Origin of the sequence: Rhodobacter capsulatus, assembly GCF_052363185.1 — a bacterium.
GTDB classification, from domain to species: domain Bacteria; phylum Pseudomonadota; class Alphaproteobacteria; order Rhodobacterales; family Rhodobacteraceae; genus Rhodobacter; species Rhodobacter capsulatus_E.
In genome coordinates this window covers 3,332,930-3,355,354 of sequence record NZ_CP198955.1, presented here as the reverse complement: position 1 = coordinate 3,355,354, position 22,425 = coordinate 3,332,930, and the positions used below count along the sequence as shown (strand labels likewise).

General features: G+C 66.2%; 24 protein-coding genes. 13 read left to right on the top strand and 11 right to left on the bottom strand.

The features are described 5' to 3' along the window. Nucleotides 1-97 precede the first annotated feature (97 nt). From ACTTAG_RS16445 to ACTTAG_RS16425, 5 genes are all read left to right on the top strand, one after another. Nucleotides 98-1,381, top strand: coding sequence for a 4-aminobutyrate--2-oxoglutarate transaminase (locus ACTTAG_RS16445; protein ID WP_444463277.1), 1,284 nt, complete (start codon nucleotides 98-100; stop codon nucleotides 1,379-1,381). Between the two features lie 4 nt (nucleotides 1,382-1,385). Further along, nucleotides 1,386-1,853 carry an Lrp/AsnC family transcriptional regulator gene (locus ACTTAG_RS16440; protein WP_444463276.1) on the top strand — a complete coding sequence of 156 codons (468 nt, stop codon included), beginning with the start codon at nucleotides 1,386-1,388 and terminating at the stop codon, nucleotides 1,851-1,853. Between the two features lie 149 nt (nucleotides 1,854-2,002). Then, a complete protein-coding gene (locus ACTTAG_RS16435) occupies nucleotides 2,003-2,644 on the top strand; it encodes a GcrA family cell cycle regulator (protein WP_444463275.1) in 642 nt (213 codons plus the stop codon). 97 nt (nucleotides 2,645-2,741) lie between these two features. Beyond that, nucleotides 2,742-4,136 carry a 30S ribosomal protein S12 methylthiotransferase RimO gene (gene rimO, locus ACTTAG_RS16430; RefSeq protein ID WP_444463274.1) on the top strand — a complete coding sequence of 465 codons (1,395 nt, stop codon included), beginning with the start codon at nucleotides 2,742-2,744 and terminating at the stop codon, nucleotides 4,134-4,136. A gap of 184 nt (nucleotides 4,137-4,320) precedes the next feature. Continuing rightward, nucleotides 4,321-4,527 carry a cold-shock protein gene (locus tag ACTTAG_RS16425; RefSeq protein WP_013068838.1) on the top strand — a complete coding sequence of 69 codons (207 nt, stop codon included), beginning with the start codon at nucleotides 4,321-4,323 and terminating at the stop codon, nucleotides 4,525-4,527. Nucleotides 4,528-4,643: 116 nt separating this feature from the next. Here the strand turns inward: ACTTAG_RS16425 and ACTTAG_RS16420 are convergent, their stop codons facing one another. The 7 genes from ACTTAG_RS16420 to lepA all read right to left on the bottom strand — a co-directional run bounded on the left by ACTTAG_RS16420 (nucleotide 4,644) and on the right by lepA (nucleotide 10,632). After that, entirely contained in the window at nucleotides 4,644-5,060 is a 417-nt protein-coding gene (locus ACTTAG_RS16420) for a hypothetical protein (protein WP_444463273.1), read from the bottom strand. A 458-nt stretch (nucleotides 5,061-5,518) separates the two neighbouring features. Further along, nucleotides 5,519-6,274: an IS66 family transposase gene (tnpC, locus tag ACTTAG_RS16415; RefSeq protein ID WP_444463272.1), complete on the bottom strand. Its 756-nt coding sequence runs from the start codon at nucleotides 6,272-6,274 to the stop codon at nucleotides 5,519-5,521. Continuing rightward, nucleotides 6,271-7,116, bottom strand: a complete 846-nt coding sequence (gene tnpC, locus ACTTAG_RS16410; protein ID WP_444463271.1) for an IS66 family transposase — start codon at nucleotides 7,114-7,116, stop codon at nucleotides 6,271-6,273. The genes tnpC (ACTTAG_RS16415) and tnpC (ACTTAG_RS16410) overlap by 4 nt, the downstream gene beginning before the upstream one ends. Before the next feature lie 56 nt (nucleotides 7,117-7,172). Next, entirely contained in the window at nucleotides 7,173-7,523 is a 351-nt protein-coding gene (gene tnpB / locus ACTTAG_RS16405; RefSeq protein ID WP_110807476.1) for an IS66 family insertion sequence element accessory protein TnpB, read from the bottom strand. Then, nucleotides 7,520-7,888: an IS66-like element accessory protein TnpA gene (tnpA, locus tag ACTTAG_RS16400; protein ID WP_444463270.1), complete on the bottom strand. Its 369-nt coding sequence runs from the start codon at nucleotides 7,886-7,888 to the stop codon at nucleotides 7,520-7,522. The genes tnpB and tnpA overlap by 4 nt, the downstream gene beginning before the upstream one ends. A gap of 110 nt (nucleotides 7,889-7,998) precedes the next feature. Continuing rightward, entirely contained in the window at nucleotides 7,999-8,721 is a 723-nt protein-coding gene (locus ACTTAG_RS16395) for an AbiU2 domain-containing protein (RefSeq protein ID WP_444463269.1), read from the bottom strand. A 111-nt stretch (nucleotides 8,722-8,832) separates the two neighbouring features. Next, nucleotides 8,833-10,632, bottom strand: coding sequence for a translation elongation factor 4 (gene lepA, locus ACTTAG_RS16390; protein WP_444463268.1), 1,800 nt, complete (start codon nucleotides 10,630-10,632; stop codon nucleotides 8,833-8,835). A gap of 247 nt (nucleotides 10,633-10,879) precedes the next feature. On the opposite strand from lepA, the gene ACTTAG_RS16385 reads away from it, so the two are divergent. From ACTTAG_RS16385 to ACTTAG_RS16375, 3 genes are all read left to right on the top strand, one after another. Then, nucleotides 10,880-11,191 (top strand): hypothetical protein, encoded by a 312-nt coding sequence (locus ACTTAG_RS16385; RefSeq protein WP_444463267.1) that lies wholly within the window; start codon nucleotides 10,880-10,882, stop codon nucleotides 11,189-11,191. Between the two features lie 99 nt (nucleotides 11,192-11,290). Next, nucleotides 11,291-11,479 carry a copper chaperone CopZ gene (copZ, locus tag ACTTAG_RS16380; protein ID WP_444463266.1) on the top strand — a complete coding sequence of 63 codons (189 nt, stop codon included), beginning with the start codon at nucleotides 11,291-11,293 and terminating at the stop codon, nucleotides 11,477-11,479. 184 nt (nucleotides 11,480-11,663) lie between these two features. Then, nucleotides 11,664-11,960: a hypothetical protein gene (locus ACTTAG_RS16375; RefSeq protein WP_444463265.1), complete on the top strand. Its 297-nt coding sequence runs from the start codon at nucleotides 11,664-11,666 to the stop codon at nucleotides 11,958-11,960. Here the strand turns inward: ACTTAG_RS16375 and ACTTAG_RS16370 are convergent. Beyond that, on the bottom strand, nucleotides 11,945-12,394 hold the full coding sequence (locus ACTTAG_RS16370) for a low molecular weight protein-tyrosine-phosphatase (RefSeq protein ID WP_444463264.1): 450 nt from the start codon (nucleotides 12,392-12,394) through the stop codon (nucleotides 11,945-11,947). The genes ACTTAG_RS16375 and ACTTAG_RS16370 overlap by 16 nt on opposite strands. Nucleotides 12,395-12,422: 28 nt before the next feature. Here ACTTAG_RS16370 and ACTTAG_RS16365 point away from each other — a divergent pair, with 28 nt between their 5' ends. Then, nucleotides 12,423-13,115, top strand: coding sequence for an NAD-dependent deacylase (locus tag ACTTAG_RS16365; RefSeq protein ID WP_444463263.1), 693 nt, complete (start codon nucleotides 12,423-12,425; stop codon nucleotides 13,113-13,115). A 123-nt stretch (nucleotides 13,116-13,238) separates the two neighbouring features. After that, a complete protein-coding gene (rpmB, locus tag ACTTAG_RS16360) occupies nucleotides 13,239-13,526 on the top strand; it encodes a 50S ribosomal protein L28 (protein ID WP_444463262.1) in 288 nt (95 codons plus the stop codon). 66 nt (nucleotides 13,527-13,592) lie between these two features. Here the strand turns inward: rpmB and meaB are convergent, their stop codons facing one another. Continuing rightward, nucleotides 13,593-14,582 (bottom strand): methylmalonyl Co-A mutase-associated GTPase MeaB, encoded by a 990-nt coding sequence (gene meaB, locus ACTTAG_RS16355; RefSeq protein WP_444463261.1) that lies wholly within the window; start codon nucleotides 14,580-14,582, stop codon nucleotides 13,593-13,595. A 121-nt stretch (nucleotides 14,583-14,703) separates the two neighbouring features. On the opposite strand from meaB, the gene ACTTAG_RS16350 reads away from it, so the two are divergent. Both ACTTAG_RS16350 and hrpB read left to right on the top strand, forming a co-directional pair. Further along, on the top strand, nucleotides 14,704-15,435 hold the full coding sequence (locus ACTTAG_RS16350) for a DUF3108 domain-containing protein (protein ID WP_444463260.1): 732 nt from the start codon (nucleotides 14,704-14,706) through the stop codon (nucleotides 15,433-15,435). Then, complete coding sequence (hrpB, locus tag ACTTAG_RS16345) at nucleotides 15,432-17,870, top strand: ATP-dependent helicase HrpB (RefSeq protein ID WP_444463259.1); 2,439 nt, start codon at nucleotides 15,432-15,434, stop codon at nucleotides 17,868-17,870. Before ACTTAG_RS16350 ends, hrpB begins: the two co-directional genes overlap by 4 nt. Nucleotides 17,871-17,961: 91 nt before the next feature. Here the strand turns inward: hrpB and argF are convergent, their stop codons facing one another. Beyond that, nucleotides 17,962-18,888, bottom strand: coding sequence for an ornithine carbamoyltransferase (argF, locus tag ACTTAG_RS16340; RefSeq protein ID WP_444463258.1), 927 nt, complete (start codon nucleotides 18,886-18,888; stop codon nucleotides 17,962-17,964). A gap of 69 nt (nucleotides 18,889-18,957) precedes the next feature. Beyond that, complete coding sequence (locus ACTTAG_RS16335; protein ID WP_444463257.1) at nucleotides 18,958-20,139, bottom strand: aspartate aminotransferase family protein; 1,182 nt, start codon at nucleotides 20,137-20,139, stop codon at nucleotides 18,958-18,960. 324 nt (nucleotides 20,140-20,463) lie between these two features. On the opposite strand from ACTTAG_RS16335, the gene ACTTAG_RS16330 reads away from it, so the two are divergent. Next, nucleotides 20,464-22,425: a heme lyase CcmF/NrfE family subunit gene (locus ACTTAG_RS16330; RefSeq protein ID WP_444463256.1), complete on the top strand. Its 1,962-nt coding sequence runs from the start codon at nucleotides 20,464-20,466 to the stop codon at nucleotides 22,423-22,425.

The window sequence follows — 22,425 nt, the reverse complement described above, 5'->3', positions numbered from 1 at the left end:
CCGGGCAGGATGCGCCTTGCCACCGATCTTGCCAAGAATTTTCTTGCAGAAAAAATGCAAAGTGAGAGGATGGCGCATCTCGAATCGGAGCCCCCTCATGACCGTCCAAACCTCGCCCGACCTGTCCGCCCGCCGTGCCGCCGCCATCGCCAAGGGCGTTGGTGTGACGACGCAGATCTATGCCGAACGCGCCGAGAACGCGGAAATCTGGGACAAGACCGGCACCCGTTACATCGACTTCGCCGCGGGGATCGCCGTGGTGAACACCGGCCACCGCCATCCGCGGGTGATCGCGGCGGTCAAGGCGCAGCTCGACGCCTTTACCCACACCTGCCATCAGGTCGTGCCTTACGAAAACTATGTCACCCTGGCCGAGCGTCTGAACGCCGCCGTGCCCGGTGACTTTGCGAAGAAGACGATCTTCGCCACCACCGGCGCCGAAGCCGTTGAAAACGCGATCAAGATTGCCCGCCATTACACCGGCCGCGCGGGCATCGTTGCCTTTGCGGGGGGCTTTCACGGCCGCACCTTCATGGGCATGACGCTGACCGGCAAGGTCCAGCCCTACAAGGCCGGGTTCGGCCCGATGATGAACGACGTCTGGCACCTGCCCTTCCCCTGCCCGCTGCATGGCGTGACGGGCGAGGAAGCCGTGGCGGCGCTGGAGCGCCTCTTCAAGGCCGATATCGAACCGACCCGCGTCGCCGCGATCATCGTGGAGCCCGTGCAGGGCGAGGGCGGCTTCTATCCGGTGCCCGAGGGCTTCATGAAGAAGCTGCGCGAAATCGCCGACAAGAACGGCATCGTGCTGATCGCCGATGAGGTGCAGACCGGCTTTGCCCGCACCGGCAAGCTTTTCGCGATGGAACATCACGGCGTTGCCGCGGACATCACCACGATGGCCAAGGGGCTGGGCGGCGGTTTCCCGATCTCGGCCGTGACCGGCAAGGCCGAGATCATGGACAGCCCGAACCCGGGCGGTCTGGGCGGCACCTATGCGGGGGCACCGATTGCCGTGGCAGCCGCCCATGCGGTGCTTGACGTGATCGAGGAGGAACAGCTTTGTGCCCGTGCCGAGCGTCTGGGCGCGCGGCTGAAGCAGCGTCTGGCCGCGCTGCAAGACAGCGTGCCGGAAATCATCGACATCCGCGGCCCGGGTTTCATGAACGCGGTCGAGTTCAACGTCGCGGGCAGCCACACGCCGAACCCGGAGATGACCAACCGCGTCCGCGAAGAGGCGCTGAAGCGCGGCCTGATCCTGCTGACCTGCGGCGTTTACGGCAACGTGATCCGCTTCCTGGCGCCGCTGACCATTCAGGATGCGGTGTTTGATGAGGCGCTGGACATCCTCGAAGCCTCGATCCTCGCCGCGAAGGGCTGAGGCCATGTGGGGCGAACCCGCCCGCGGGGCAGAACGTCTGGACGACACCGATCAACGGCTGATCGCGGCACTGCGCCGCGACGGCCGGGCGGCGGTGTCGGACCTCGCCCAGCATCTGGGTCTCTCGCGCGCCACCGTGCGCGCGCGGATCGAGCGGCTGGTGGCGCGCGGCGAAATCTCGGGCTTTACCGTGATGACGCGCGCCGATGTCTCTGCCGCGCCGGTGCGGGGCCTGATGATGCTGTCCATCGACGGGCGGTCGACCGAAAAGGTGATCGCCCGCCTGCTGGGCCTGCCGCCGGTGCAGGCGGTGCATACGACGAACGGGCAATGGGATCTGATGGCGGAAATCGGCGCCCGCTCGCTGGAAGAACTGGACGAGACGATCCTGTCGATCCGCCGCGTCGAGGGGGTGGGGCGGACGGAAACCAACCTGCAGCTGTCCTCGCGCCGCCCGGCCGCGCGGTTCTGACGCCGGGCCTTTCGGTCGCCCTTGAATTTCCGGGACGGTCCTTGTATTGCGCACCGTCCCGGCTAAAATGGGTCAAGACCGCCCCGCCGGGGGATGCCCGACCGGGTGAAGAACGCCGCCCCCGCAGGGCGAAAAAACAAGGTGCGCCGATGTCCTGGACCGATGAACGTGTCGAACTTCTGAAGAAGATGTGGACCGAGGGGCAATCGGCCAGCCAGATCGCCAAGGAACTGGGCGGGGTGACGCGCAATGCCGTGATCGGCAAGGTGCATCGTCTGGGCCTGTCGAACCGGGTCGAAGGCGCGGCCGCGCCGGTGGCGCCGGTGGCGGCGGCCCCCGTGAAGCCCGCTGCCCCCGAGCCGGTGGCCCCCGCCGCCGCTGCCGCGCCCCCGCGCGTCGAGCCCGAGCCCGAGCCGGTCCGTCCGACGCTGACCGCCGTGCCGCCGCGCCCCGCGCCGGTGCCGCCGCAACCCGTGGCCGCCGTGGCCCCGGTGCCGGGCGTCGTGCGCAAACCGGCGCTGGTGCCCGCGGGCCAGCCCCTGCCGCCGCAGCCCTCGCTGAACGAGATCAGCCCCGAGACGCTGGCTTCGGTCCGCGAAGTCGAAAAGCGGTCCCGCAAGATCTCGCTGATGGAACTGACCGAGCGCACCTGCAAATGGCCGATCGGTGACCCGGCGACCGAGCATTTCTATTTCTGCGGCCTGCCGAGCTCGGCCGGAAAACCCTATTGCGAGGCGCATGTCTCGGTGGCCTTCCAGCCGATGTCGGCGCGCAGGGACCGTCGGCGCTGAATCCGGCTGCGTCTTCGACGCGACACGGGGCGCCTGCGGGCGCCCTTTCCGTTTCCCGCCTTTCCGCCTTGCGCGCTTGCCGGTATAAGCCTTGCCCATGAGCCAGAACCCGCCCAACCTCCGCCCCGATCTTGCGCCGAAAGCGCTTGTCACCGATGCCCCCCGTCCGGGCCAGCCGACGATCGGCATGGTCTCGCTCGGCTGCCCAAAGGCGCTTGTGGACAGCGAACGCATCCTGACCCGGCTGCGCGCCGAGGGCTATGCGATCTCGCCCAGCTATCAGGGCGCCGATGCGGTGATCGTGAACACCTGCGGCTTTCTGGACAGTGCCAAGGCCGAAAGCCTGGAAGCCATCGGCGAGGCGCTGAGCGAGAATGGCAAGGTGATCGTGACGGGCTGTCTGGGCGCCGAGCCCGAGTTCATCACCGGCGTGCATCCCAAAGTGCTGGCCGTCACCGGCCCCGAGCAATACGAACAGGTGCTCGATGCCGTGCATGGGGCGGTGCCGCCGAAGCCCGATCCCTTTGTCGATCTGCTGCCCGCGACCGGCATCAAACTGACGCCGCGGCATTTCAGCTACCTCAAGATCTCCGAGGGCTGCAATCACGCCTGCAAATTCTGCATCATCCCCGACATGCGCGGCAAGCTGGTCAGCCGCCCGGCCCATGCCGTGCTGCGCGAGGCGGAAAAGCTGCTTGAGGCGGGCGTGCGGGAACTGCTGGTGATCTCGCAGGACACCTCCGCCTATGGGCTCGATCGCCGGCACGAGGCGAGCGCCTGGAAAGGGGCCGAGGTCCGGGCCGATATCACCGACCTGACGCGGGAACTGGGGCGGCTTGCCCAGCCCTCGGGCGCCTGGGTGCGGTTGCATTACGTCTATCCCTATCCGCATGTGCGCGAGCTGATCCCCCTGATGGCCGACGGCCTTGTGCTGCCCTATCTGGATATCCCGTTCCAGCATGCCCACCCGGAGACGCTCAAACGCATGGCCCGGCCCGCGGCTTCGGCGAAGACGCTCGATGAAATCGCCGCCTGGCGCGCCGATTGCCCCGAGATCGTGCTGCGTTCGACCTTCATCGTCGGCTATCCCGGCGAGACTGAAGAGGAATTCCAGTATCTGCTGGACTGGATGGCCGAGGCGCAGCTCGATCGTGTCGGCTGCTTCCAGTATGAAAACGTCAAGGGCGCGCGCTCGAACGATCTGCCCGACCATGTGCCGCCCGAGCTGAAACAGGAACGCTGGGAACGCTTCATGGAGGCCGCGCAGGCGATTTCCGAGGCGAAGCTGGCGGCCAAGGTCGGCACGCTGCAACAGGTGCTGGTCGATGCGGTGGATGACGAGGGCGCCACCTGCCGCACCCGCGCCGATGCGCCCGAAATCGACGGCAATCTGTTCATCGACGAGGGCTTCGAGGAGCTTTCGCCGGGCGACATGGTGACGGTCGAGGTCGAGGAAGCGTCGGATTACGACCTTTGGGGGCGCTTGCAATAGGCTTTTTGCCGCGCCACCCAGGCACGCAATTTTCTTGCAATGTGGGGGCGAAGGCCTCATATCCTAGCCCTGCGCACCGCGCCTTTTCGACGACCTGCTCCCTTTGCGGCTACAGTTCTCGATCGTGACGTGACTGAGCCGGGCCGCCGCAATCCTGCGGGCGGCATACAGAAGGAGACAACGGATGGCCAAGGGCACCGTGAAATGGTTCAACCAAACCAAAGGCTTCGGCTTCATCGCCCCGGAATCGGGCGGCAAGGACGTGTTCGTCCATATCTCGGCCGTTGAACGCGCCGGTCTGCGTGGCCTGAATGACGGCCAGGCGATCAACTACGATCTGGAAAAAGGCCGCGATGGCCGCGAATCGGCGATCAACCTCGCCATCGCCTGAGCCTGTGCGCACGGGATTTCGGAAAACGGCCCCCTTGGGGGCCGTTTTTCATTTGCGGCATGGGAAGGGCGGCCCGGCACAAGGCCGCCCCTGCCTGTTCAGCCCTGTCGCGGGCCTCAGTTGTCGCGGCCGCGTTGCGGCTGCGGGAAGTAGATGTCGTTGCGGTTTTCGTGCTTGAGGTAGAAATTCACCGCCTGCAGGTCGGCGCTGCGCTTGGCATGGGTGAGCCGGACCAGCTCGGCGGTGGTGAAGTCCGCCGGATCGACGCCGATCTGCGCGGCGATCTGCGCCTTGCCGGCCGAGATCGTGCCCTCGGCCCGGATCGTGCTGCGCGACAGCAGCGCGTCATAGGCGGCCTTGTCGTTGTCGCGACGCGCGCCCTGCAGCTGGGTCAACTCGGCGGCGCTGTAGGCGGCGGCATCGACGCCCAGCTGATTGGCCAGCTGCTGCCGACCGGGGGTCACGCCCGAGGCGCTGGCGGCACCGGCCGCAAGGACAAGGGCCAGACCGGCGAAGACAAGTTCATTCCGCATGGAAGTTCTCCATTTCCTTTGTTTATCAGTGTGATGAGCGGTGACGGCGTGTCATTCCGTCGTCATGAGGGGAATATGGTTCTGTGCGAAGGAATTGGAAACGGCAGAAATATGCCATTATAATGTGCACTGACGCACCAATTGCGCGGCTTTGTGACCGACGGGAGAGGACCCCGTGAGCGTTGTCTGAGGGAGGCGCGGCAGGCATGGCCGAGGCCATCGCCGAGGCCCGGTGCGACAGAAGCCCCGTGACTGCCGGGGGCCCAAAGGTCCCCGGCCAGCGCCCGCCCCGCCCATGGCGGGCGCTTCTCGCCCGCCGGGGCGGAGCGCTGGCCTCTGTCATGCGTGGGGCAGCGGGTCCTGGGGCTTCGGGAGCGCTTGCCGGGCGGGGAAACGCGATGCGTTTCCTTTTCCGCCCGGGGGAGGGGTAGTATGTATTCCTCCGGTGACGGCCGTGGTCAGGCAGCCTTGATTTCGGCTTTTTCCAGCGGCTTCCAATGCCACGGCAGCAATTCGGGCAGGCGCGAGAGCGGCAGATCTGAGATCCTGGCGATGACGTCGGCGAGCCAAGCCTGCGGGTCGATCCCGTTGAGCTTGGCGGTGCCGATCAGGGAATATATGAAGGCCGCGCGCTGCCCGCCGCGCTCGGAACCGGCGAAGAGCCAGGATTTTCTGCCCAGGGCGACCCCGCGCAGGGAGCGTTCCGCCGCGTTGTTGGTGAGGCAGACCCGGCCATCGTCAAGGAACCGGGTGAAGCCAGGCCAGTGTTCGGGCGAGAGAGAATAATCGATCGCCTTGGCGACCTTGGCGTGCTTCGAGAGCTGCGCGCGTTGCGCCCGAAGCCAGCGCTCCAGGGCCGCGACCAGCGGGCCGAGCGCGCCTTGCGGGCCTCCAGACGGACGGCAGGGTCGAGGCCGGTGATCCCGCGCTCGATGTCGAACAGCGCATCGATGCGCTTCACCGCCCGAAGGCGATTGGCGAGATTTCCTTGGCATCCTTGCCTTTGCGGATGTTCCTTCGACATCGGCCAGTTCAAAGAACTTGCGCCGCGCGTGGCTCCAACACAGAGCCGGGAGAACCGGCCCCGGCTTGCGGTCGCCGCGGTAGAGGTCGTTGTAGCCGGCATAGGCATCTGCTTGCAGGATGCCCTGCCAGCCTTTCAGATGCTCGGTCGGATGCGCGCCGCCCCGATCGCGCGAGAAGCGGAAGATCACCGCTGGCGGCGCGGTGCCGCCGAAGGGCGGTCGTCGCGCAGATAGGTCCAGAGCCGCGCCGTCTTCGTGCCGCCGCGGGCCAGCAGCGGCACGGTGGTGTCATCGCCGTGCAGGCGTTCGGCCGCCAGGACATGCGCCGCGATCAGATCATGGAGCGGCTTGAGCAGATCGGCCACGGCCCCGACCTGATCGGCGAGCGTGGAGAGACTGAGGTCGACGCCCTCACGGGCATACCGCTCGGCCTGCCGGTTCAGCGGTTGATGCTGGCCGAATTTCTCGAACACGATCATCGCCAGCAGGCTCGGCCCGGCCCAACCGCGCGACGTCGGATGGAACGGCGCCGGCGCTTGCGAGATCTTCTCGCAGTCGCGGCAGGTGAACTTTTCCCGGACGGCCTGGATCACCTTCCACTGCCGCGGAACCACTTCGAGCGTTTCGGTGATGTCCTCGCCCATCTTAACGATGCGGTCCGAGCCGCAGCAGCTGCAGCTGGTCGGCGCTTCGATCACCACCCGCTCGCGCGGCAGATGCTCGGGGAAGGGTTTGCGCACCGGCTTCTTGCGGTCGAACGCCGCGACCTTCGTGGTCTTTTCGGCTCGAGCCGCATCCTCGGCAGCGTCGGTCACCAGCTCCTCGAGCTGCAATTCCAACTGATCGATCAGCCGGGTCGTGCGTTCGGCACTGTGACCATATTGCTCGCGCTTGAGCAGCGCGATCTCGAGCTTCAGGCCCGCGATCATCGCCTCCGAGGTCGAAACCACCGCGCGCGCCTGCGCCAGTTCGGCCTTGGTGGCCGCCAGCTCGGCGCGGAGTTTCTCGAGGTCTGAGACGGGATCGGACATGGCCGCTTTACCATGAACGGCCACGGAAGCCAACAAATACAGGCGTTTCCGCTCCATCAGCCCATCTTCTTCGGCTTCTGGGTCCAGCGCGGATTGCGCCAGTCAATTCCGTCGAGAAGATAGCCGAGCTGCGCAGCGGATATTGCAACAGCTTCGCCCGTGGCGCTTGACGGCCAGACGAATTTCCCTGCCTCAAGGCGCTTGGCGTAAAGCGAAACGCCGATCCCGTCGAACCACAAGAGCTTCACCACATCCGCCTTGCGCCCGCGAAAGCAGAAGATCTCGCCACTGTGGGGATCCCGACCGAGCCCCTGCTGGATTTTCAGCGCGAGGCTGTTCATGCCGCACCGCATGTCGGTGACGCCACCGGCGATCCAGACCCGCGTTCCCGCTGGAAACGCGATCATGCCCGCTCCAGGATCTGCACGAACCGCGTCAGCACCCCGGCATCGACATCCGGCGGCACGATCACCCGCCGCCCATTCGAAAGGGCGATCTCGATCGGACCCGACGTGACTGCGGTGGAAACCGCTGGGGCAATCCCATCCGGAAACAACTCGACGGCCCGAAACGCGGGAACCTCCCCGCCCAACTCGCCGCGCTGATACTGCCGTCGCCATTGGTAAAGCCCCGACAATGCAATGCCATACCGGCGCGCCGTCGCCCGCGCGAGCTTCGGCCCGGAAAGGCTTTCTTCGACTATTCGGATCTTCTCCGCGAGGCTGAACCGACGGCGACGCCCCGTATTCGTCACGTCCAGAATTTCCAGCATGTCATGCACCGTCCATAAAGAGCTCAATATAGACGGTCCACTAACCCCGCACCCGCGTCACTCAAAGACGGCCCTCGCCGCAGGCTTACGGTAGTATTGACGCGCTCCGATTAAAACGGCTCGTTCCGAAACTTCATGTCAAAAACCCAAGACGGCACATCCGGTCGTTCAAGACCGTGAGAAACTCCCTTCAGCGCCCGTTCAAGCGCGAGGGCTTCCCCGGCCTCATCTGCCTGATTTCCCAAGTGCAATCTCAGCAGAAAATGTTGCTCATCGGGGAGGGCTGTGATCGGCATAAGCCGATAGGTGACGTTTCGAACGCGTTCATGAAACGTTGCCGTGAAACCGATCATCGCGCGAATGGCTTGGGTTGTCTCGCCTCTATGAACAGATGTTTGTTTGTCACCGAGTGCATGCTCCCAATCCGAGTGTGCGAGGCATTTTGTGGCATAATCCCTCGCCGGTTTCGTCATGGATTGCATGTCGTGATATTCTTCGGACAAATCTACACCAGACGCCCGAAGCGCCAAATCTCTTAGAAAATCCAGAGACAAATTCTTGTTGGTGCGAGTCTTGTGCGGGTCAGTCAACCGCCTGATCTTAAGCAGTGCATTGTCCCAAAGAGCATTTTGAAGAATTCTGGCGGTCGAACCAGAGGCCGTGTTCAAGACATCCACGCGTTCCTTCCTGCTTCCAAAGAAGTAGAGAAAAACGCGCCATTCAACACACAATTGCGACACGCGATTGGTTACGCGATGAAGGGAACGGCCATCCTTGTCGCCAAATTGGCTAACATAATCAGCTTCGACCTCTTCAGAACTTTGATGGCTCATTTCACCGTCATTACTCTTACGTGCCGCTGGCCCTCGCAAGCGTGCTCGGGCGTTCGACGCTCAAATCGTTCCACTGGAACGATTTGAGCCCGCCAAGGGCGGGGTCGCGTCTCACTCATCCATCTTCAGCGCCGCAATGAACGCGCTTTGCGGGATTTCCACCTTCCCGAACTGGCGCATCTTCTTCTTGCCGGCTTTCTGCTTCTCCAGAAGCTTCTTCTTCCGCGTCGCGTCGCCGCCGTAGCATTTCGCCGTCACGTCCTTGCGCATCGCCGACAGCGTTTCCCGCGCGATCACCCGGCCGCCGATCGCCGCCTGAATCGGGATCTTGAACATGTGCCGCGGGATCAGCTCCTTCAGCTTTTCCACCATCGCCCGGCCCCGGCTTTCCGCCCGGTCGCGGTGCACCATGATCGAGAGCGCATCGACCGGCTCGTCGTTCACCAGGATCGACATCTTGACCAGAAAATCCTCGCGGTATTCGGCCAGCTGATAGTCGAAGCTGGCGTAACCCTTGGTCACCGATTTCAGCCGGTCGTAGAAGTCGAAGACCACCTCGGACAGCGGCAGGTCATAGACCACCATCGCCCGCGCGCCCGCATAAGTCAGGTCCATCTGAATGCCGCGGCGGTCCTGGCACAGCTTCAGCACGTCGCCCAGATATTCATCCGGAACCATGATCGTCGCCTTGATCCGCGGTTCCTGAATATGATCGACATAGGTCAGGTCGGGCAGATCGGCCGGGTTGTGCAGGTCGCGGACCTCGCCGTCCTTCATGTAAAGCTTGAACACGACCGAGGGCGCGGTGGTGATCAGATCCAGATCATATTCGCGTTCCAGACGGTCGCGCACGACTTCAAGATGCAGAAGCCCAAGGAAGCCGCAGCGGAAGCCAAAGCCCAGCGCGGCCGAGGTTTCCATCTCGTAGGTGAAGCTCGCGTCGTTCAGCGCCAGTTTCTCGATCGCGTCGCGCAGCGGCTCGAAGTCATTCGCATCGACCGGGAAAAGACCGCAGAACACCACCGGCTGCGCCGGTTTGAAGCCCGGCAGCGCGGCGTCGCAGGGTTTGCGCTCGTGCGTGATCGTGTCGCCCACCCGGGTGTCGCGGACCTGCTTGATACTGGCGGTCAGCACGCCGATCTCGCCCGGGCCCAGTTCCGCAATATCGACCATCTGCGGCTTCAGAACCGCCAGCTTGTCGATCCGGTAGCTGGCCCCGGTCTGCATCATCTTGATCTGGTCGCCCTTGCGGACAACGCCATCCATGACGCGGATCATGACCACAACCCCAAGGTAGGGGTCATACCAGCTGTCCACCAGCATGGCTTTCAAGGGCGCATCGACATCGCCCTCGGGCGCGGGCAGGCGGTGCACGATCGCTTCCAGCACATCGGGAATGCCAAGGCCCGTCTTCGCCGAAATCGGAATCGCGTCCGAGGCATCAAGGCCGATCACATCCTCGATGTTCTTCTTGACCGCATCCGGGTCGGCGGCGGGCAGGTCGATCTTGTTCAGCACCGGCACGATTTCGTGGCCCGCGTCGATCGCCTGATAGACATTCGCCAGCGTCTGCGCCTCGACCCCCTGCGAGGCGTCCACCACCAGCAGCGAACCTTCCACGGCGCGCATCGAGCGGCTCACCTCATAGGCGAAGTCGACGTGGCCGGGGGTGTCGATCAGGTTCAGGATATAGGTCCGCCCATCCTGCGCCGGATAGTCGATGCGCACGGTGTTCGCCTTGATGGTGATGCCGCGCTCGCGCTCGATATCCATGCTGTCGAGCATCTGCTCCTTCATGTCGCGCGCGGCCACCGTGCCCGTCAACTGGATCAGACGGTCGGCCAGCGTGGATTTGCCGTGGTCGATATGCGCCACGATGGAGAAGTTGCGGATGTGATCGAGCTTTTTCATGGGCGCGCAAATAGCAGCAAATCAACGGTGCGGAAAGGGGGATTGCGGCGTCCCGATCGGCGCGGCGCCGCCCCGGGGCGCGCTGGCGTTGACTCAACCACAGGGTGAATGTTAGCGTTAGCCAGCCGGATTTCCGGCGCCGTGACGCAGATCAACCCGACGACTCATCCTGGGGAGGGGAAAAGATGTCGATCAGGACCCAGCATAATTCCAGAGGCTCTGCTGCAGCCGGGACCGGAGGCGCATGATGGAGGATCACACGCGCCTTGCCGCCCCGCTTTCCGTCAGTTCCGTCAGCGGGCGCGTGGCCGGGCTGACCGCTTTCCTGCGGTTCAAGGGCACGCTGCCGCATCCGGGCTGGCATCTGTCGGGCGAAGCCGCCCTGACCACCTCGGGCATCCTTCTGTCGCTGCGCACGCGCCAGCGCCCCGGGGTGTTCCCGCAAGTCCTGCAACCGGTGGTGCAGGAATTCTCGCTGGGGCAATTGCGCCCGGGCGAGCGCGCCTATCGCGTCACCTGTGACGGTGTCACCGTGGCCGAGGGCAAGCTGGTGCTTTGAGCCGCAACCCGATGCGCGCCGGGGCGGTCCGGCGCGCAATCCCGGTTGACGTGGCCCCCGGTTCGCGCCAGATCATGCGGACGCACCCCGGAGGTCCCCATGATCCTGTCCGTCCCCAACATGACCTGTGGCCATTGCAAGGCCAGCATCGAAGCCGCCATCATCGAAGTGGGTGGCAAGGCTCTTGTCAGCCTTGAAGACCGCGAAGTCGAGGTGAACGGCCTGCCGGAGGAAACCGTTCTGGCCGCGCTGAAAGCCGCCGGGTTCGAGGCCGAAGTCATCGCCTGAGCAAGATTTCGGCCTGAGCAAGATTTCGGCAGGTCTTTTGCCGATGCCGCCAAATCGGGCGGTCTGCTCTGCCTGTCGGCGGAAAGCTGCCGATGCCATTGTGCCTGCTTGTCGAATCCCCTAAAACACCGGTCAAATCGACGGGATCCGGGCGTGAACCCGACCCGCAACCGAAGAGCAGAGCATGATGAAATACCTTCTTTCCGCCGCCTTGGTTCTTGCGGGGACTGCCGCTGTGGCAGGCCCGATCGACAGGGCCTGCCTGAACGCCGGGCGCAGCGCCGATCCGGCGCTGTGCGGCTGCATCCAGCAGGTCGCCGACCAGACGCTGTCGCGGTCGGACCAGCGCCGGGCGGCGAAATTCTTCGAAGACCCGGACCGGGCGCAGGAAACCCGTGTTTCCGACCGCGCCTCGGACGAGGATTTCTGGCTGCGTTACAAGGGCTTCGCCCAGGCGGCCGAAGCTTACTGCGCGCGCTGAAGCCGCATCAGCAACGCCCTCGCGCCTGCCTCGATGATGTCGAGGCAGCCGTCAAAATCGCGGGTGTAATAGGGGTCGGGCACCTCGGACACGCCGCGTTCGCCCTGCAGGAACATTTCCAGCCGCGCCGTCGCATCGGCGGGCCGCAGCGCCAGAGCGTCGCGATAATTCTGCCGGTCCATCGCCAGAATCAGATCGAAGTCACGGAAATCCGCCGGTTTCAGCTGGCGCGCCCGCAGCGCGCTCAGATCATGGCCGCGCGGGCTGGCGGCCGCCTGCATCGGACCATAGGGCGGCTCTCCGACGTGCCAGGCACCGGTTCCGGCGCTGTCCAGCGTGACCGGCACCCCGGCCTGTGCGGCCAAAGTGCGAAAGACCCCCTCGGCGGCGGGGGAGCGACAGATGTTGCCAAGGCAGAGAAACAGGATACGCATGGGGGGTGTTTACCAAGGGGAAACGCCGATGGCCAGAATCGTGATTCTCACAGGTGCGGGAGTTTCCGCCGAAAGCGGCATCCGCACCTTCCGCGCCAGCGACGGGCTTTGGGAGGAGCACCGGATCGAGGATGTGGCAACGCCCGAAGGCTTTGCCCGCGCTCCGGCCCTGGTGCATCGGTTCTACAACCAGCGCCGGGCGGCGGCGGCTGCGGCCCTGCCCAATGCTGCGCATCGGGCGCTGGCGCGACTGGAAGCCGCAGGGCAGCATCAGGTTCTGGTGGTGACGCAGAATGTCGACGACCTGCACGAACGCGCCGGAACGCAAAACCTGATTCACATGCACGGGACGCTGACGGGGGCGCTGTGTGCCGCCTGCGGCCATCGCTGGCCCGCACCCGCCGAAATGGCGCCGCAAGACAGCTGCCCGCGCTGTCTGCACCCTGCGACGCGGCCCGATATCGTCTGGTTTGGCGAGATGCCCTACCGGATGGAGGAGATCTGGGCTGCGCTGCGGGCGGCGGATCTGTTCGTCTCGATCGGCACGTCGGGGAATGTCTATCCGGCGGCGGGCTTTGTCGCCGATGCGCGGCATGGGGGCGTGGCGACGCTGGAGCTGAACCTCGAGCCCTCGCAGGGCACGCGGCTCTTTGACGAGGCCCGGCACGGCCCGGCCACGCAGGTGGTTCCGGACTGGGTCGATCAGATGCTGGCCACATGAATCGCTTGACGCCGGGCGGCTTTGCCCTTATGCCCCGCGAACGGATTTCCGGGCCTCGCGCGCAGCGGGTCCCGCAGTATTGGAAGTGGGCCGCGTCGCCCGAGGAAACGAAGGAACAACGCCATGTCGCGTGTCTGCGAACTGACCGGCAAAGGCCCGATGTCGGGCAACAACATCAGCCACGCGAACAACAAGACGCGTCGCCGCTTTCTGCCGAACCTGAACGAAGTCACCCTGATCTCGGACGTGCTGGGGCAATCGTTCCAGCTGCGCGTTTCGGCCGCCGGCCTGCGCACCGTCGATCACCGCGGCGGTCTGGATGCCTTCTTGGCGAAAGCCTCGGATGACGAGCTGTCGCCGAATGCGCTGAAGATCAAGAAAGCCATCGCCAAGGCGCAAGCCGCCGCCTGAGGCGCTGCTGCCTGATCGGCGGACCCATCGGATCAAAAACCCCGCCTCTGGCGGGGTTTTTTCGTTTCAGCCTTGCAATTCCGCCAGCATCTCGGCCGCGGCCGCGGCGGGGGCCGAGCGACCCTCGGCCACCGCCGTGCCCAAGGCCTGCATCCGCGCCCGAATCGCCGGGTCCTGCGCCAGCCGCGCCAGAAGCCCCTCGCGCACTTCGGTTTCGAACCAGTGCCGCGCCTGTTCGGCCCGGCGGCGCTCGAAATGGCCATGCTCGCGGCGCCAGGCGGCCAGATGCTGCATGTCTTCCCAGGCCAGTTTCAACCCTTCCTCGGCCAGGGCCGAGACCGGCACGGCTTTCGGGAAGCCCTCCGGGTCCTGCGGGCGGCGCCGCAACAGCCGCAGCGCGCCCGCGTAATCCGAGACCGTGCGCAGCGCTGCGGGCTTCAGATCACCATCGGCCTTGTTGACCAGAATCATGTCGGCCATTTCCATGATGCCGCGCTTGACGCCCTGCAATTCATCCCCGCCCGCGGGCGCCATCAGAAGAATGAACAGATCGGTCATTTCGGCCACCAGCGTTTCCGACTGGCCCACCCCCACCGTCTCGATCAGCACCACATCAAACCCCGCCGCCTCGCACAGCGACACTGCCTCGCGGGTGCGCCGGGCGACACCGCCCAGCTGCGCCTGAGAGGGCGAGGGGCGGATGAACGCCGCCGCCTCGCGCGAGAGCCGCTCCATCCTTGTCTTGTCGCCCAGGATCGAGCCGCCCGAGCGCGCCGAGGACGGATCGACCGCCAGCACCGCCACCCGCAGGCCAAGCCCGACCAGCATCATCCCGAAGCTTTCGATGAAGGTCGATTTGCCGACGCCCGGCGTGCCGGAAAGCCCGATCCGCAGCGCCTGTTTCGCCGTGCCCAGCCGGTCGAGCAGCGTGGCCGCCTGTGCCCGGTGATCGGCGCGGCCCGATTCCACCAGGGTGATCGCCCGGGCCAGCGCGCGGCGCTCTCCGGCCAGAATGCGGGGGGCCAGATCGGCGGCAGTGTCAGGGGAAACGGTCATGGCGGGCCTGTGCGAAACGGTGCCGATCGAACGAAATCGTCAACCGGCGTGAAACGGTTTCGGTTTCATGCCCTCAACGGGCGGTGTATGTCCAGTCCGAAGGCATCCGCAGAGCAGGCCCATGACCGCAGTTCCGACCCTTTCCGTTCTCATCACCGGCCTTGCGCTGGCGCTGGCCCAGCCCGCGCTGGCCGATCAAAGCGACCGCATCGTTTTCGATGTCGTCCTCAAGGGGATCAAGGCGGGCGAACTGGCCATCGACGGCAAGATCGCCGACGGCGCCTATGCTGCCAATGGCGTTGTCCGGACCACGGGTCTGGCCGGGATGGTGAAGAAGATCCGCTATGATGCCACCGCCTCGGGCCGTTTTGCCAAGGGCCGCTTCACCCCCCGCGCGGTCGAGGTGGCGTCGCAGCGCGGCGATGACCGTTCGAAGAACACGATGATCTACAAGAACGGCACCCCCGCCTCGGTCAGCCACGAGCCGCCGCGGGTGCCGCGCCCGACCGATGTCGATCCGGCGCAGCAAAGCGGCACGATCGACCCGCTGACCGCGCTTTACGCGGTCTTGCGCGATGTTGACCGGTCCGAGGCCTGCACGCTGAACGTGACGATGTTCGATGGCGTGCGCCGGTCGCAGGTGGCGCTGTCGGCGCCGCAGGTGCAGGGCGAGGGCGTCGTCTGCAGCGGCGAATACCGCCGCATTGCCGGGTTCAAGGACAGGGAAATGGCGGAAAAGACCCGCTTTCCCTTTACCCTCACCTATGCGCCGACCGGCGACGGCTCGCGGCTGCGGGTGGTCGATATCGCCACCGACACGATCATCGGCCAAGGCCGCCTGACCCGGCAGTGACGGCCGCGCTTCCCATTGATGACGTTCTGCCCGATCTGGTCGAGGCCCTCGGCCGCACGGGCCGGGCAGTGCTAATGGCGCCGCCGGGCGCGGGCAAGACCACCCGCGTTCCCTTGGCGCTGCTCGACCTTGTGCCGGGCCGCATCCTGATGCTGGAACCGCGCCGTCTGGCCGCCCGGGCCGCGGCCGAGCGGATGGCGGAAACGCTGGGCGAAGCCGTGGGGCAAACCGTCGGCTACCGCATCCGCGGCGAGGCGAAGCTGTCGAAAGCGACCCAGATCGAGGTGGTGACCGAGGGAATCCTGACCCGGATGATCCAGTCCGACCCGGAGCTGACCGGCATCGGCTGCGTGATCTTTGACGAATTCCACGAACGCTCGCTGAATGCCGATCTGGGCCTCGCGCTGGTCTGGGAGGCGCGCATGGCGCTGCGCCCCGATCTTATGCTGGTTGTCATGTCGGCGACGCTGGATGCCGCGCCGGTCGCCGCGCTGCTTGATGATGCCCCCATCCTGCGCTCGGAAGGCCGGGCCTTTCCGGTCGAAACCCGCTGGCTGGGGCGGCCCTTGGCGCCGGGGATGCGGCTGGAACCCGCCGTGGCGGGGCTGGTCGCGGAAGCCGTGGCGGAGACCACGGGCGGCGTTCTGGTCTTCCTGCCAGGCGAGGCCGAGATCCGCCGCACCGAATCGCTTCTGCGCGACCGTCTGCCCGCGGGCGTGCATCTGCGCCCGCTTTTCGGGGCGATGGACTTCGCTGCCCAACGCGCCGCGATCGCGCCTTGCGAGAGCGGCCGCAAGCTGGTGCTGGCGACCGCGATCGCGGAAACCTCGCTCACCATTCAGGACATCCGCGTGGTGGTCGATGCCGGCCGGGCCCGGCGGCTGCGCTTTGACCCGGCCTCGGGGATGGCGCGGCTGGTGACTGAACGCGTCTCCCGGGCCGAGGCCGAGCAACGCCGCGGCCGGGCGGGCCGTGTGGCCGAGGGGATCTGTTACCGGCTCTGGACCAAGGGCGAGGAAGGCGCGCTGCCCGGTTTCGCGCCGCCCGAAATGGCGGTGGCCGATCTGGCGGGTCTGGCGCTGGAACTGGCCCAATGGGGCAGCGACGGCGCGGATCTGGCCTTCCTGACGCCGCCGCCCGGGCCCGCTTTGGCCGAGGCGCGGGCGCTGCTGGAAAGCCTTGGCGCGCTGCAGGGCGGCCGGATCACGCCCCATGGCAAGGCGCTGGCCGCCCTGCCGCTGCATCCGCGTCTGGCCCATATGCTGGTGACGGCTGGGCCTGAGGCCGCGACCTTGGCCGCGCTTCTGGAAGACCGCGACCCGATCCGCGGCGCCTCGGCCGATCTGACCTTGCGTCTTTCGGCCATCGCCAATCCGGGCCGCTACGAGTCCGAGCATCCCGGCCAGCTGCACCGCGGCACCATCGAGCGCATCCGTCTGGAAGCCAAGCGCCTCGCCCGGATGGTCACGCCGGTCAGCGCGCGCCATTCCCCGGCCGAGATGCTGGCGCTGGCTTACCCCGACCGGATCGAGCTGCGCCGCAAGGGCGATGCCGCGCGCTATGTTCTGTCGGGCGGCAAGGGTGCGGTGGTGGACGAGGCCGACGGTCTGGGCAAACACCGCCTTCTCGTCGCCTCTGACTTGGATGGCGACCCGCGCGAAGCCCGCGTCCGGCAGGGCCTCGCGCTCGCCGATGCCGAGTTGCGCCGCCTGTATGGCACCCGCATCACCTGGGTCGATCTGTGCGAATGGTCGAAGCGCGAGGGGCGCGTGGTCGCCCGTCGGCAGGAACGGTTCGGGGCGCTGGTGCTGGAAGACCGGCATTGGCCCGAGGCCTCGCCCGAGGCGATGGCCCGCGGCGCGCTGGATGGTCTGCGCCAGATCGGCCTCACGCTGACGCCCGGCGCTGCGCGGTTTCGCGCCCGCGTCGATATCCTGCGCGCCGATGGCGTCGACCTGCCCGACCTTTCCGATGCCGCGCTTCTGGGCTCGGAACGGCTGCTGCCCTGGCTGAAGAAGGCCCGCACCGAATCCGATCTGCGCGCTCTTGACCTGACCGAGGCGCTCCGTGCCCAGCTTGACTGGGGCCAGATGGCGGAACTGGACCGGCTTGTGCCGGGTCATTTCGAAACGCCGCTCGGCCGTCGCGTGCCGATCGACTATGGCGCCGAGGTGCCGACGATCGAGGTGAAGCTGCCCGAGATGTATGGCGTCACCACCCATCCAAGCGTCGGGCCGAAACGGCACCCGCTGCGGATCGAACTGCTCTCGCCCGGGGGCAAGCCGATTCAGGTGACGATGGATCTGCCCGGCTTCTGGGACGGCTCTTACGCCGAGGTCCGCAAGGACATGCGCGGCCGCTATCCGCGCCACCCCTGGCCGGAAAACCCGCGCGAGGCCGACCCGACGACACGGGCGAAACCGCGCGGCACCTGACGGCCGCGGAGTCCCGCCCTGCGGCTTTCACCTTGGTCCAAATATCCCGGGGGGCCGGGGCATTGCCCCGGCGGGGCAGCGCCCCCAGCCTTCACTTGCCCAGGGCCCAGCGCATGATCGCCTTTTGCGCATGCAGCCGGTTTTCGGCCTCGTCGAAGATCACCGAATGCGGCCCGTCCATCACGGCGCTGGTCGCCTCGTCATTGCGGTGCGCGGGCAGGCAATGCATGAAGAGCGCATCGGGTTTCGCCTTGGCCATCAGCGCCTCGTTCACCTGATAGGGGCGCAGCTGGTTGTGGCGGCGTTCCTTGGCCGATTCCGGGTCGTGCATCGACACCCAGGTGTCGGTGACGACCAGATCGGCGCCCTCGACCGCCTTGGCCGGATCGCGCTCGATCACCACATTCGCGCCCTTGCCGCGGGCAAATTCGATCCAGTCCCGTTCCGGGTCGAGCGTGGGCGGCCCGGTGAAGGTCACGTCAAACCCGAACTGCCCCGCCGCCTGCAGGAAGCTGGCGCAGACATTGTTGCCGTCGCCCGACCAGACCACCTTGCGCCCGGCAATCGGGCCGCGGTGTTCTTCATAGGTCATGATGTCGGCCATGATCTGGCAGGGATGGGTGCGGTTCGTCAGCCCGTTGATCACCGGCACCGAGGCATATTCGGCCATCTCGAGCAGCGTCGCCTCTTCGAAGGTGCGGATCATGATCAGATCGACATAGCGCGAGAGCACCCGGGCGGTGTCGGCGATGGTTTCGCCGTGGCCCAGTTGCATCTCCTTGCCCGAAAGCACCATCGTCTGCCCGCCCATCTGCCGCACGCCGACGTCGAAGCTGACACGGGTCCGGGTCGAGGGCTTTTCGAAGATCAGCGCCACCATGCAGCCCGCCAGCGGCTGATCGTCATCCAGCGCGCCTTTCGGGCGGCCGAGGCGCGCGGTCTTCATCGCGCGGGCGCTGTCGATCATCGAGCGCAGATCGGCCGGGCTGGTGGTGTGGATGTCAAGAAAATGGGTCATGTCGGTTTCCTTGCCGAGCGGCCGGGGGCGCTGCCCCCGGACCCCCGGGATATTTGGGCCAAGGTGAAATCAGGCCGGTTGGTGTTCGAGCGCGGTGGCGGCGGCGTCCAGACGGCGGACGGCCTCGGCCATGTCGTCTTCGGTGATGGTCAGCGCGGGCAGCAGCCGCAGCACGTTATCCGCCGCGGGCACGGTCAGCAGGTTCTGCGCGTAAGCGGCCTTGACCACATCCCCGGGCGGCAGCTTGCAGCGCAGGCCGAGCATCAGGCCCTGACCGCGCACCTCCTCGAAGATGTCGGGATGGGCGGCGACAAGGCCTTCAAGGCGCTGACGCAGGAAGCCCGCCTTGCGGCTGACCTCGTCCAGAAAGCCCGGCGCGGTGACGATCTCGATCATCTTCGCGCCGATCGCGCAGCCCAGCGGGTTGCCGCCATAGGTCGAGCCATGCGTGCCCGCGATCATCCCCGAGGCGGCGTTTTCGGTGGCGAGCACCGCGCCCAAGGGGAAACCGCCGCCGATGCCCTTGGCCACCATCATCACATCGGGGGTGACGCCCGCCCATTCATGCGCGAAGAGCTTGCCGGTCCGGGCGACGCCGCATTGCACCTCGTCAAAGACCAGAAGCGTGCCGGTGGCGTCGCAAATCTCGCGCAGGGCCTTCAGGAAGCCCTCGGGCGCGGGGCGGATGCCGCCTTCGCCCTGAATGGGTTCAATGAGGATCGCGGCGGTGGTGTCGGTGACGGCCGCCTTGACCGCGTCAAGGTCGCCCCAGGGCAGGTGGACGAAGCCGGGCAGCAGCGGGCCGAAACCCTTGACCATCTTTTCCGTCCCCGCAGCCGCGATCGCGGCCGAGGACCGGCCGTGGAACGCGCCCGAGAAGGTGAGGATGTCGGTGCGCTCGGGCTGGCCCTTTTCGTAGAAATACTTGCGCACCATCTTTACGGCGAGTTCGCAGGCCTCGGTCCCCGAGTTGGTGAAGAAGACGGTGTCGGCGAAGGTCTGGGCCACCAGCATGTCGGCCAGCCGCTCCTGTTCCGGGATCTGGTAGAGGTTCGAGACATGCCAGAGCTTGCCCGCCTGTTCGGTCAGCGTGGCGACCAGTTCGGGGGCGGCGTGACCCAGCGCATTGACCGCGATCCCGGCGCCCAGATCAAGATATCGGCTGCCATCTGCGGTCCAGAGCCAGGAGCCCTCTCCGCGCACGAAGGCGAGGGGGGCACGGGTGTAGGTCGGCAGCACGGAAGCGATCATTTGCGGCTCCTGAAAAAGGAAGGCCAAGGCGTGCAACAGGCGCGGGGCGGCTGTCAACGGTCTGGGGCCTTTGGCGGTGGTTTTGCGGGAAGGGTGTGGCGAGAGGCCACGGCAGATCGGACGTCAGGCGCGGGTGCGGCGGCGTCGGGGACGGGCAAAAAGGGCGGTCCGGGTGATCATCTTTCCCGCTTAGCGGCCGCCTGACGCAAAGTCAAAGGAAATGACCGCTTCACGCTTTTGCGAAAGATGCGCGGCAGATGCGCATCTGCCTTGGCCCCGTGGGGTCTTGTCTCTATGATCCCCCCGACTTGAGGAGGACCCCGCATGATCGTCGAGACCGGCCATTTCGCCCTGATCCTGGCCCTTTGCGTGGCGTTGGTGCAGGCGGTCATTCCCCTGGTGGGGGCGCAAAAGGGCTGGTCGGGCTGGATGGCCGTCGCCACCCCGGCGGCGCTGGCGCAGTTCGGGCTGATCGCCATCGCCTTTGCCGCGCTGACCTATGCCTTTGTGACGTCTGACTTTTCGCTGAAACTCGTCTACGAGAATTCGCATACCGACAAGCCGATGCTCTACAAGGTCACCGGGGTCTGGGGCAACCACGAGGGCTCGATGCTGCTCTGGGTGCTGATCCTTGCCTTGTTCGGCGCGGCGGCGGCGGCCTTTGGCGGCGCGCTGCCGGAACGGTTGCGGGCGCGGGTGCTGGCGGTGCAGGGCACGATCGGGCTGGCGTTTCTGGTGTTCGTCCTGTTCACTTCGAACCCGTTCCTGCGGCTGGAAGAGGCGCCCTTCAACGGCCGCGACATGAACCCGCTCTTGCAGGACCCGGGTTTGGCCTTCCATCCGCCGTTCCTGTACCTTGGCTATGTCGGGCTTTCGATGGCCTTCAGCTTCGCCGTCGCCGCGCTGATCGAGGGGCGGGTCGATGCCGCCTGGGCGCGCTGGGTCCGGCCCTGGACCTTGGCCGCCTGGATCTTCCTGACCATCGGCATCGCGCTGGGCTCCTGGTGGGCCTATTACGAGCTCGGCTGGGGCGGCTTCTGGTTCTGGGACCCGGTCGAGAACGCCTCGCTGATGCCCTGGCTTCTGGCGGCGGCGCTATTGCATTCCGCCATCGTCGTCGAAAAGCGCGAGGCGCTGAAAAGCTGGACCATTCTGCTCGCCATCATGGCCTTCGGCTTTTCGTTGATCGGCACGTTCCTTGTCCGCTCGGGCGTGATTTCCTCGGTGCACAGTTTTGCCAATGACCCCGAACGCGGGGTGTTCATCCTGGTCATCCTGGCCTTCTTCACCGGCGGGGCGCTGACGCTTTATGCCGCCCGCGCCTCGGACATGCAGGCGAAGGGGCTGTTTTCCATGGTCAGCCGCGAATCGGCGCTGGTGATGAACAACGTGCTTCTGGCGGTGGCGGCGCTGGTCGTGTTCACCGGCACGGTCTGGCCGCTGATCGCGGAGCTGTTCTGGGATCGCAAGCTTTCGGTGGGGGCGCCGTTCTTCGAAAAGGCCTTTACCCCCTTCATGATCGGGCTGGCGCTGCTGCTGCCGCTGGGCGCGATGATGCCGTGGAAACGCGCAAATCTGGGCAAGCTGGTGCGGCCGCTGCTGCCCGCGGCCCTGCTGACGCTGGCGGTGCTGGCGCTGGTCTGGACGCTGGCGACGGGGCGGCCGATGCTGGCCTTGGGCGCGGCGGGGCTGGGGGCCTGGATCCTCTTTGGCGCTTTGGCCGAGCTGTGGCAGCGCGCCGGGCGCAAGCTGGGGCGGCTGCTGCGGCTGCCGCGGGCGGACTGGGGCAAGGCTTTCGCGCACGGCGGGCTGGGCATCGTCTTTGCTGGCGTCGGTCTGCTGATGGCCGGTCAGATCGAGGATATCCGGGTGGCGAAGGCGGGCGACAGTTTCGACGTCGGCGGCTATGCGATCACGCTGGTTTCCGTCGAGGATGTGCCGGGGCCGAACTTCACCGCCAAGACCGCGACGATGGAGGTGCGGCAGGGCGACAAGCTGGTGGCAACCCTGCATCCCGAAAAGCGCATCTATCCAGTGCAGGCGATGCCGACGACCGAGGCGGATATCGACAACGGCTTCTGGCGCGATGTCTATCTGGTGATCGGCGATCCGCAGGAGGGCGGCGGCTGGGCGGTGCGGACCTATATCAAGCCTTTCGCGAACTGGATCTGGGCGGGCTGTCTGTTGATGGCCTTCGGCGGCGGGCTGAGCCTGTCCGACCGGCGCTATCGCAGCGCCGCGGGGGCGCGGCGGACGGTGGCGGTCCATCCTGTTGCGGCGGAGTGA

Excerpts from the sequence above, each read along its gene's own strand:
- tnpB (WP_110807476.1), bottom strand. The coding sequence starts at position 7,523 with ATGATCGCGTTTCCAGCGGGAACGCGGGTCTGGATCGCCGGTGGCGTC.
- ACTTAG_RS16365 (WP_444463263.1), top strand. The coding sequence starts at position 12,423 with ATGGCCAGAATCGTGATTCTCACAGGTGCGGGAGTTTCCGCCGAAAGC.
- ACTTAG_RS16425 (WP_013068838.1), top strand. The coding sequence starts at position 4,321 with ATGGCCAAGGGCACCGTGAAATGGTTCAACCAAACCAAAGGCTTCGGC.
- tnpC (WP_444463271.1), bottom strand. The coding sequence starts at position 7,116 with ATGTCCGATCCCGTCTCAGACCTCGAGAAACTCCGCGCCGAGCTGGCG.
- tnpA (WP_444463270.1), bottom strand. The coding sequence starts at position 7,888 with ATGCTGGAAATTCTGGACGTGACGAATACGGGGCGTCGCCGTCGGTTC.
- ACTTAG_RS16385 (WP_444463267.1), top strand. The coding sequence starts at position 10,880 with ATGGAGGATCACACGCGCCTTGCCGCCCCGCTTTCCGTCAGTTCCGTC.
- ACTTAG_RS16350 (WP_444463260.1), top strand. The coding sequence starts at position 14,704 with ATGACCGCAGTTCCGACCCTTTCCGTTCTCATCACCGGCCTTGCGCTG.
- ACTTAG_RS16330 (WP_444463256.1), top strand. The coding sequence starts at position 20,464 with ATGATCGTCGAGACCGGCCATTTCGCCCTGATCCTGGCCCTTTGCGTG.
- ACTTAG_RS16335 (WP_444463257.1), bottom strand. The coding sequence starts at position 20,139 with ATGATCGCTTCCGTGCTGCCGACCTACACCCGTGCCCCCCTCGCCTTC.
- ACTTAG_RS16370 (WP_444463264.1), bottom strand. The coding sequence starts at position 12,394 with ATGCGTATCCTGTTTCTCTGCCTTGGCAACATCTGTCGCTCCCCCGCC.
- ACTTAG_RS16375 (WP_444463265.1), top strand. The coding sequence starts at position 11,664 with ATGATGAAATACCTTCTTTCCGCCGCCTTGGTTCTTGCGGGGACTGCC.
- rpmB (WP_444463262.1), top strand. The coding sequence starts at position 13,239 with ATGTCGCGTGTCTGCGAACTGACCGGCAAAGGCCCGATGTCGGGCAAC.
- rimO (WP_444463274.1), top strand. The coding sequence starts at position 2,742 with ATGAGCCAGAACCCGCCCAACCTCCGCCCCGATCTTGCGCCGAAAGCG.
- argF (WP_444463258.1), bottom strand. The coding sequence starts at position 18,888 with ATGACCCATTTTCTTGACATCCACACCACCAGCCCGGCCGATCTGCGC.
- ACTTAG_RS16395 (WP_444463269.1), bottom strand. The coding sequence starts at position 8,721 with ATGAGCCATCAAAGTTCTGAAGAGGTCGAAGCTGATTATGTTAGCCAA.
- meaB (WP_444463261.1), bottom strand. The coding sequence starts at position 14,582 with ATGACCGTTTCCCCTGACACTGCCGCCGATCTGGCCCCCCGCATTCTG.
- ACTTAG_RS16420 (WP_444463273.1), bottom strand. The coding sequence starts at position 5,060 with ATGCGGAATGAACTTGTCTTCGCCGGTCTGGCCCTTGTCCTTGCGGCC.
- ACTTAG_RS16435 (WP_444463275.1), top strand. The coding sequence starts at position 2,003 with ATGTCCTGGACCGATGAACGTGTCGAACTTCTGAAGAAGATGTGGACC.
- lepA (WP_444463268.1), bottom strand. The coding sequence starts at position 10,632 with ATGAAAAAGCTCGATCACATCCGCAACTTCTCCATCGTGGCGCATATC.
- ACTTAG_RS16440 (WP_444463276.1), top strand. The coding sequence starts at position 1,386 with ATGTGGGGCGAACCCGCCCGCGGGGCAGAACGTCTGGACGACACCGAT.
- ACTTAG_RS16445 (WP_444463277.1), top strand. The coding sequence starts at position 98 with ATGACCGTCCAAACCTCGCCCGACCTGTCCGCCCGCCGTGCCGCCGCC.
- copZ (WP_444463266.1), top strand. The coding sequence starts at position 11,291 with ATGATCCTGTCCGTCCCCAACATGACCTGTGGCCATTGCAAGGCCAGC.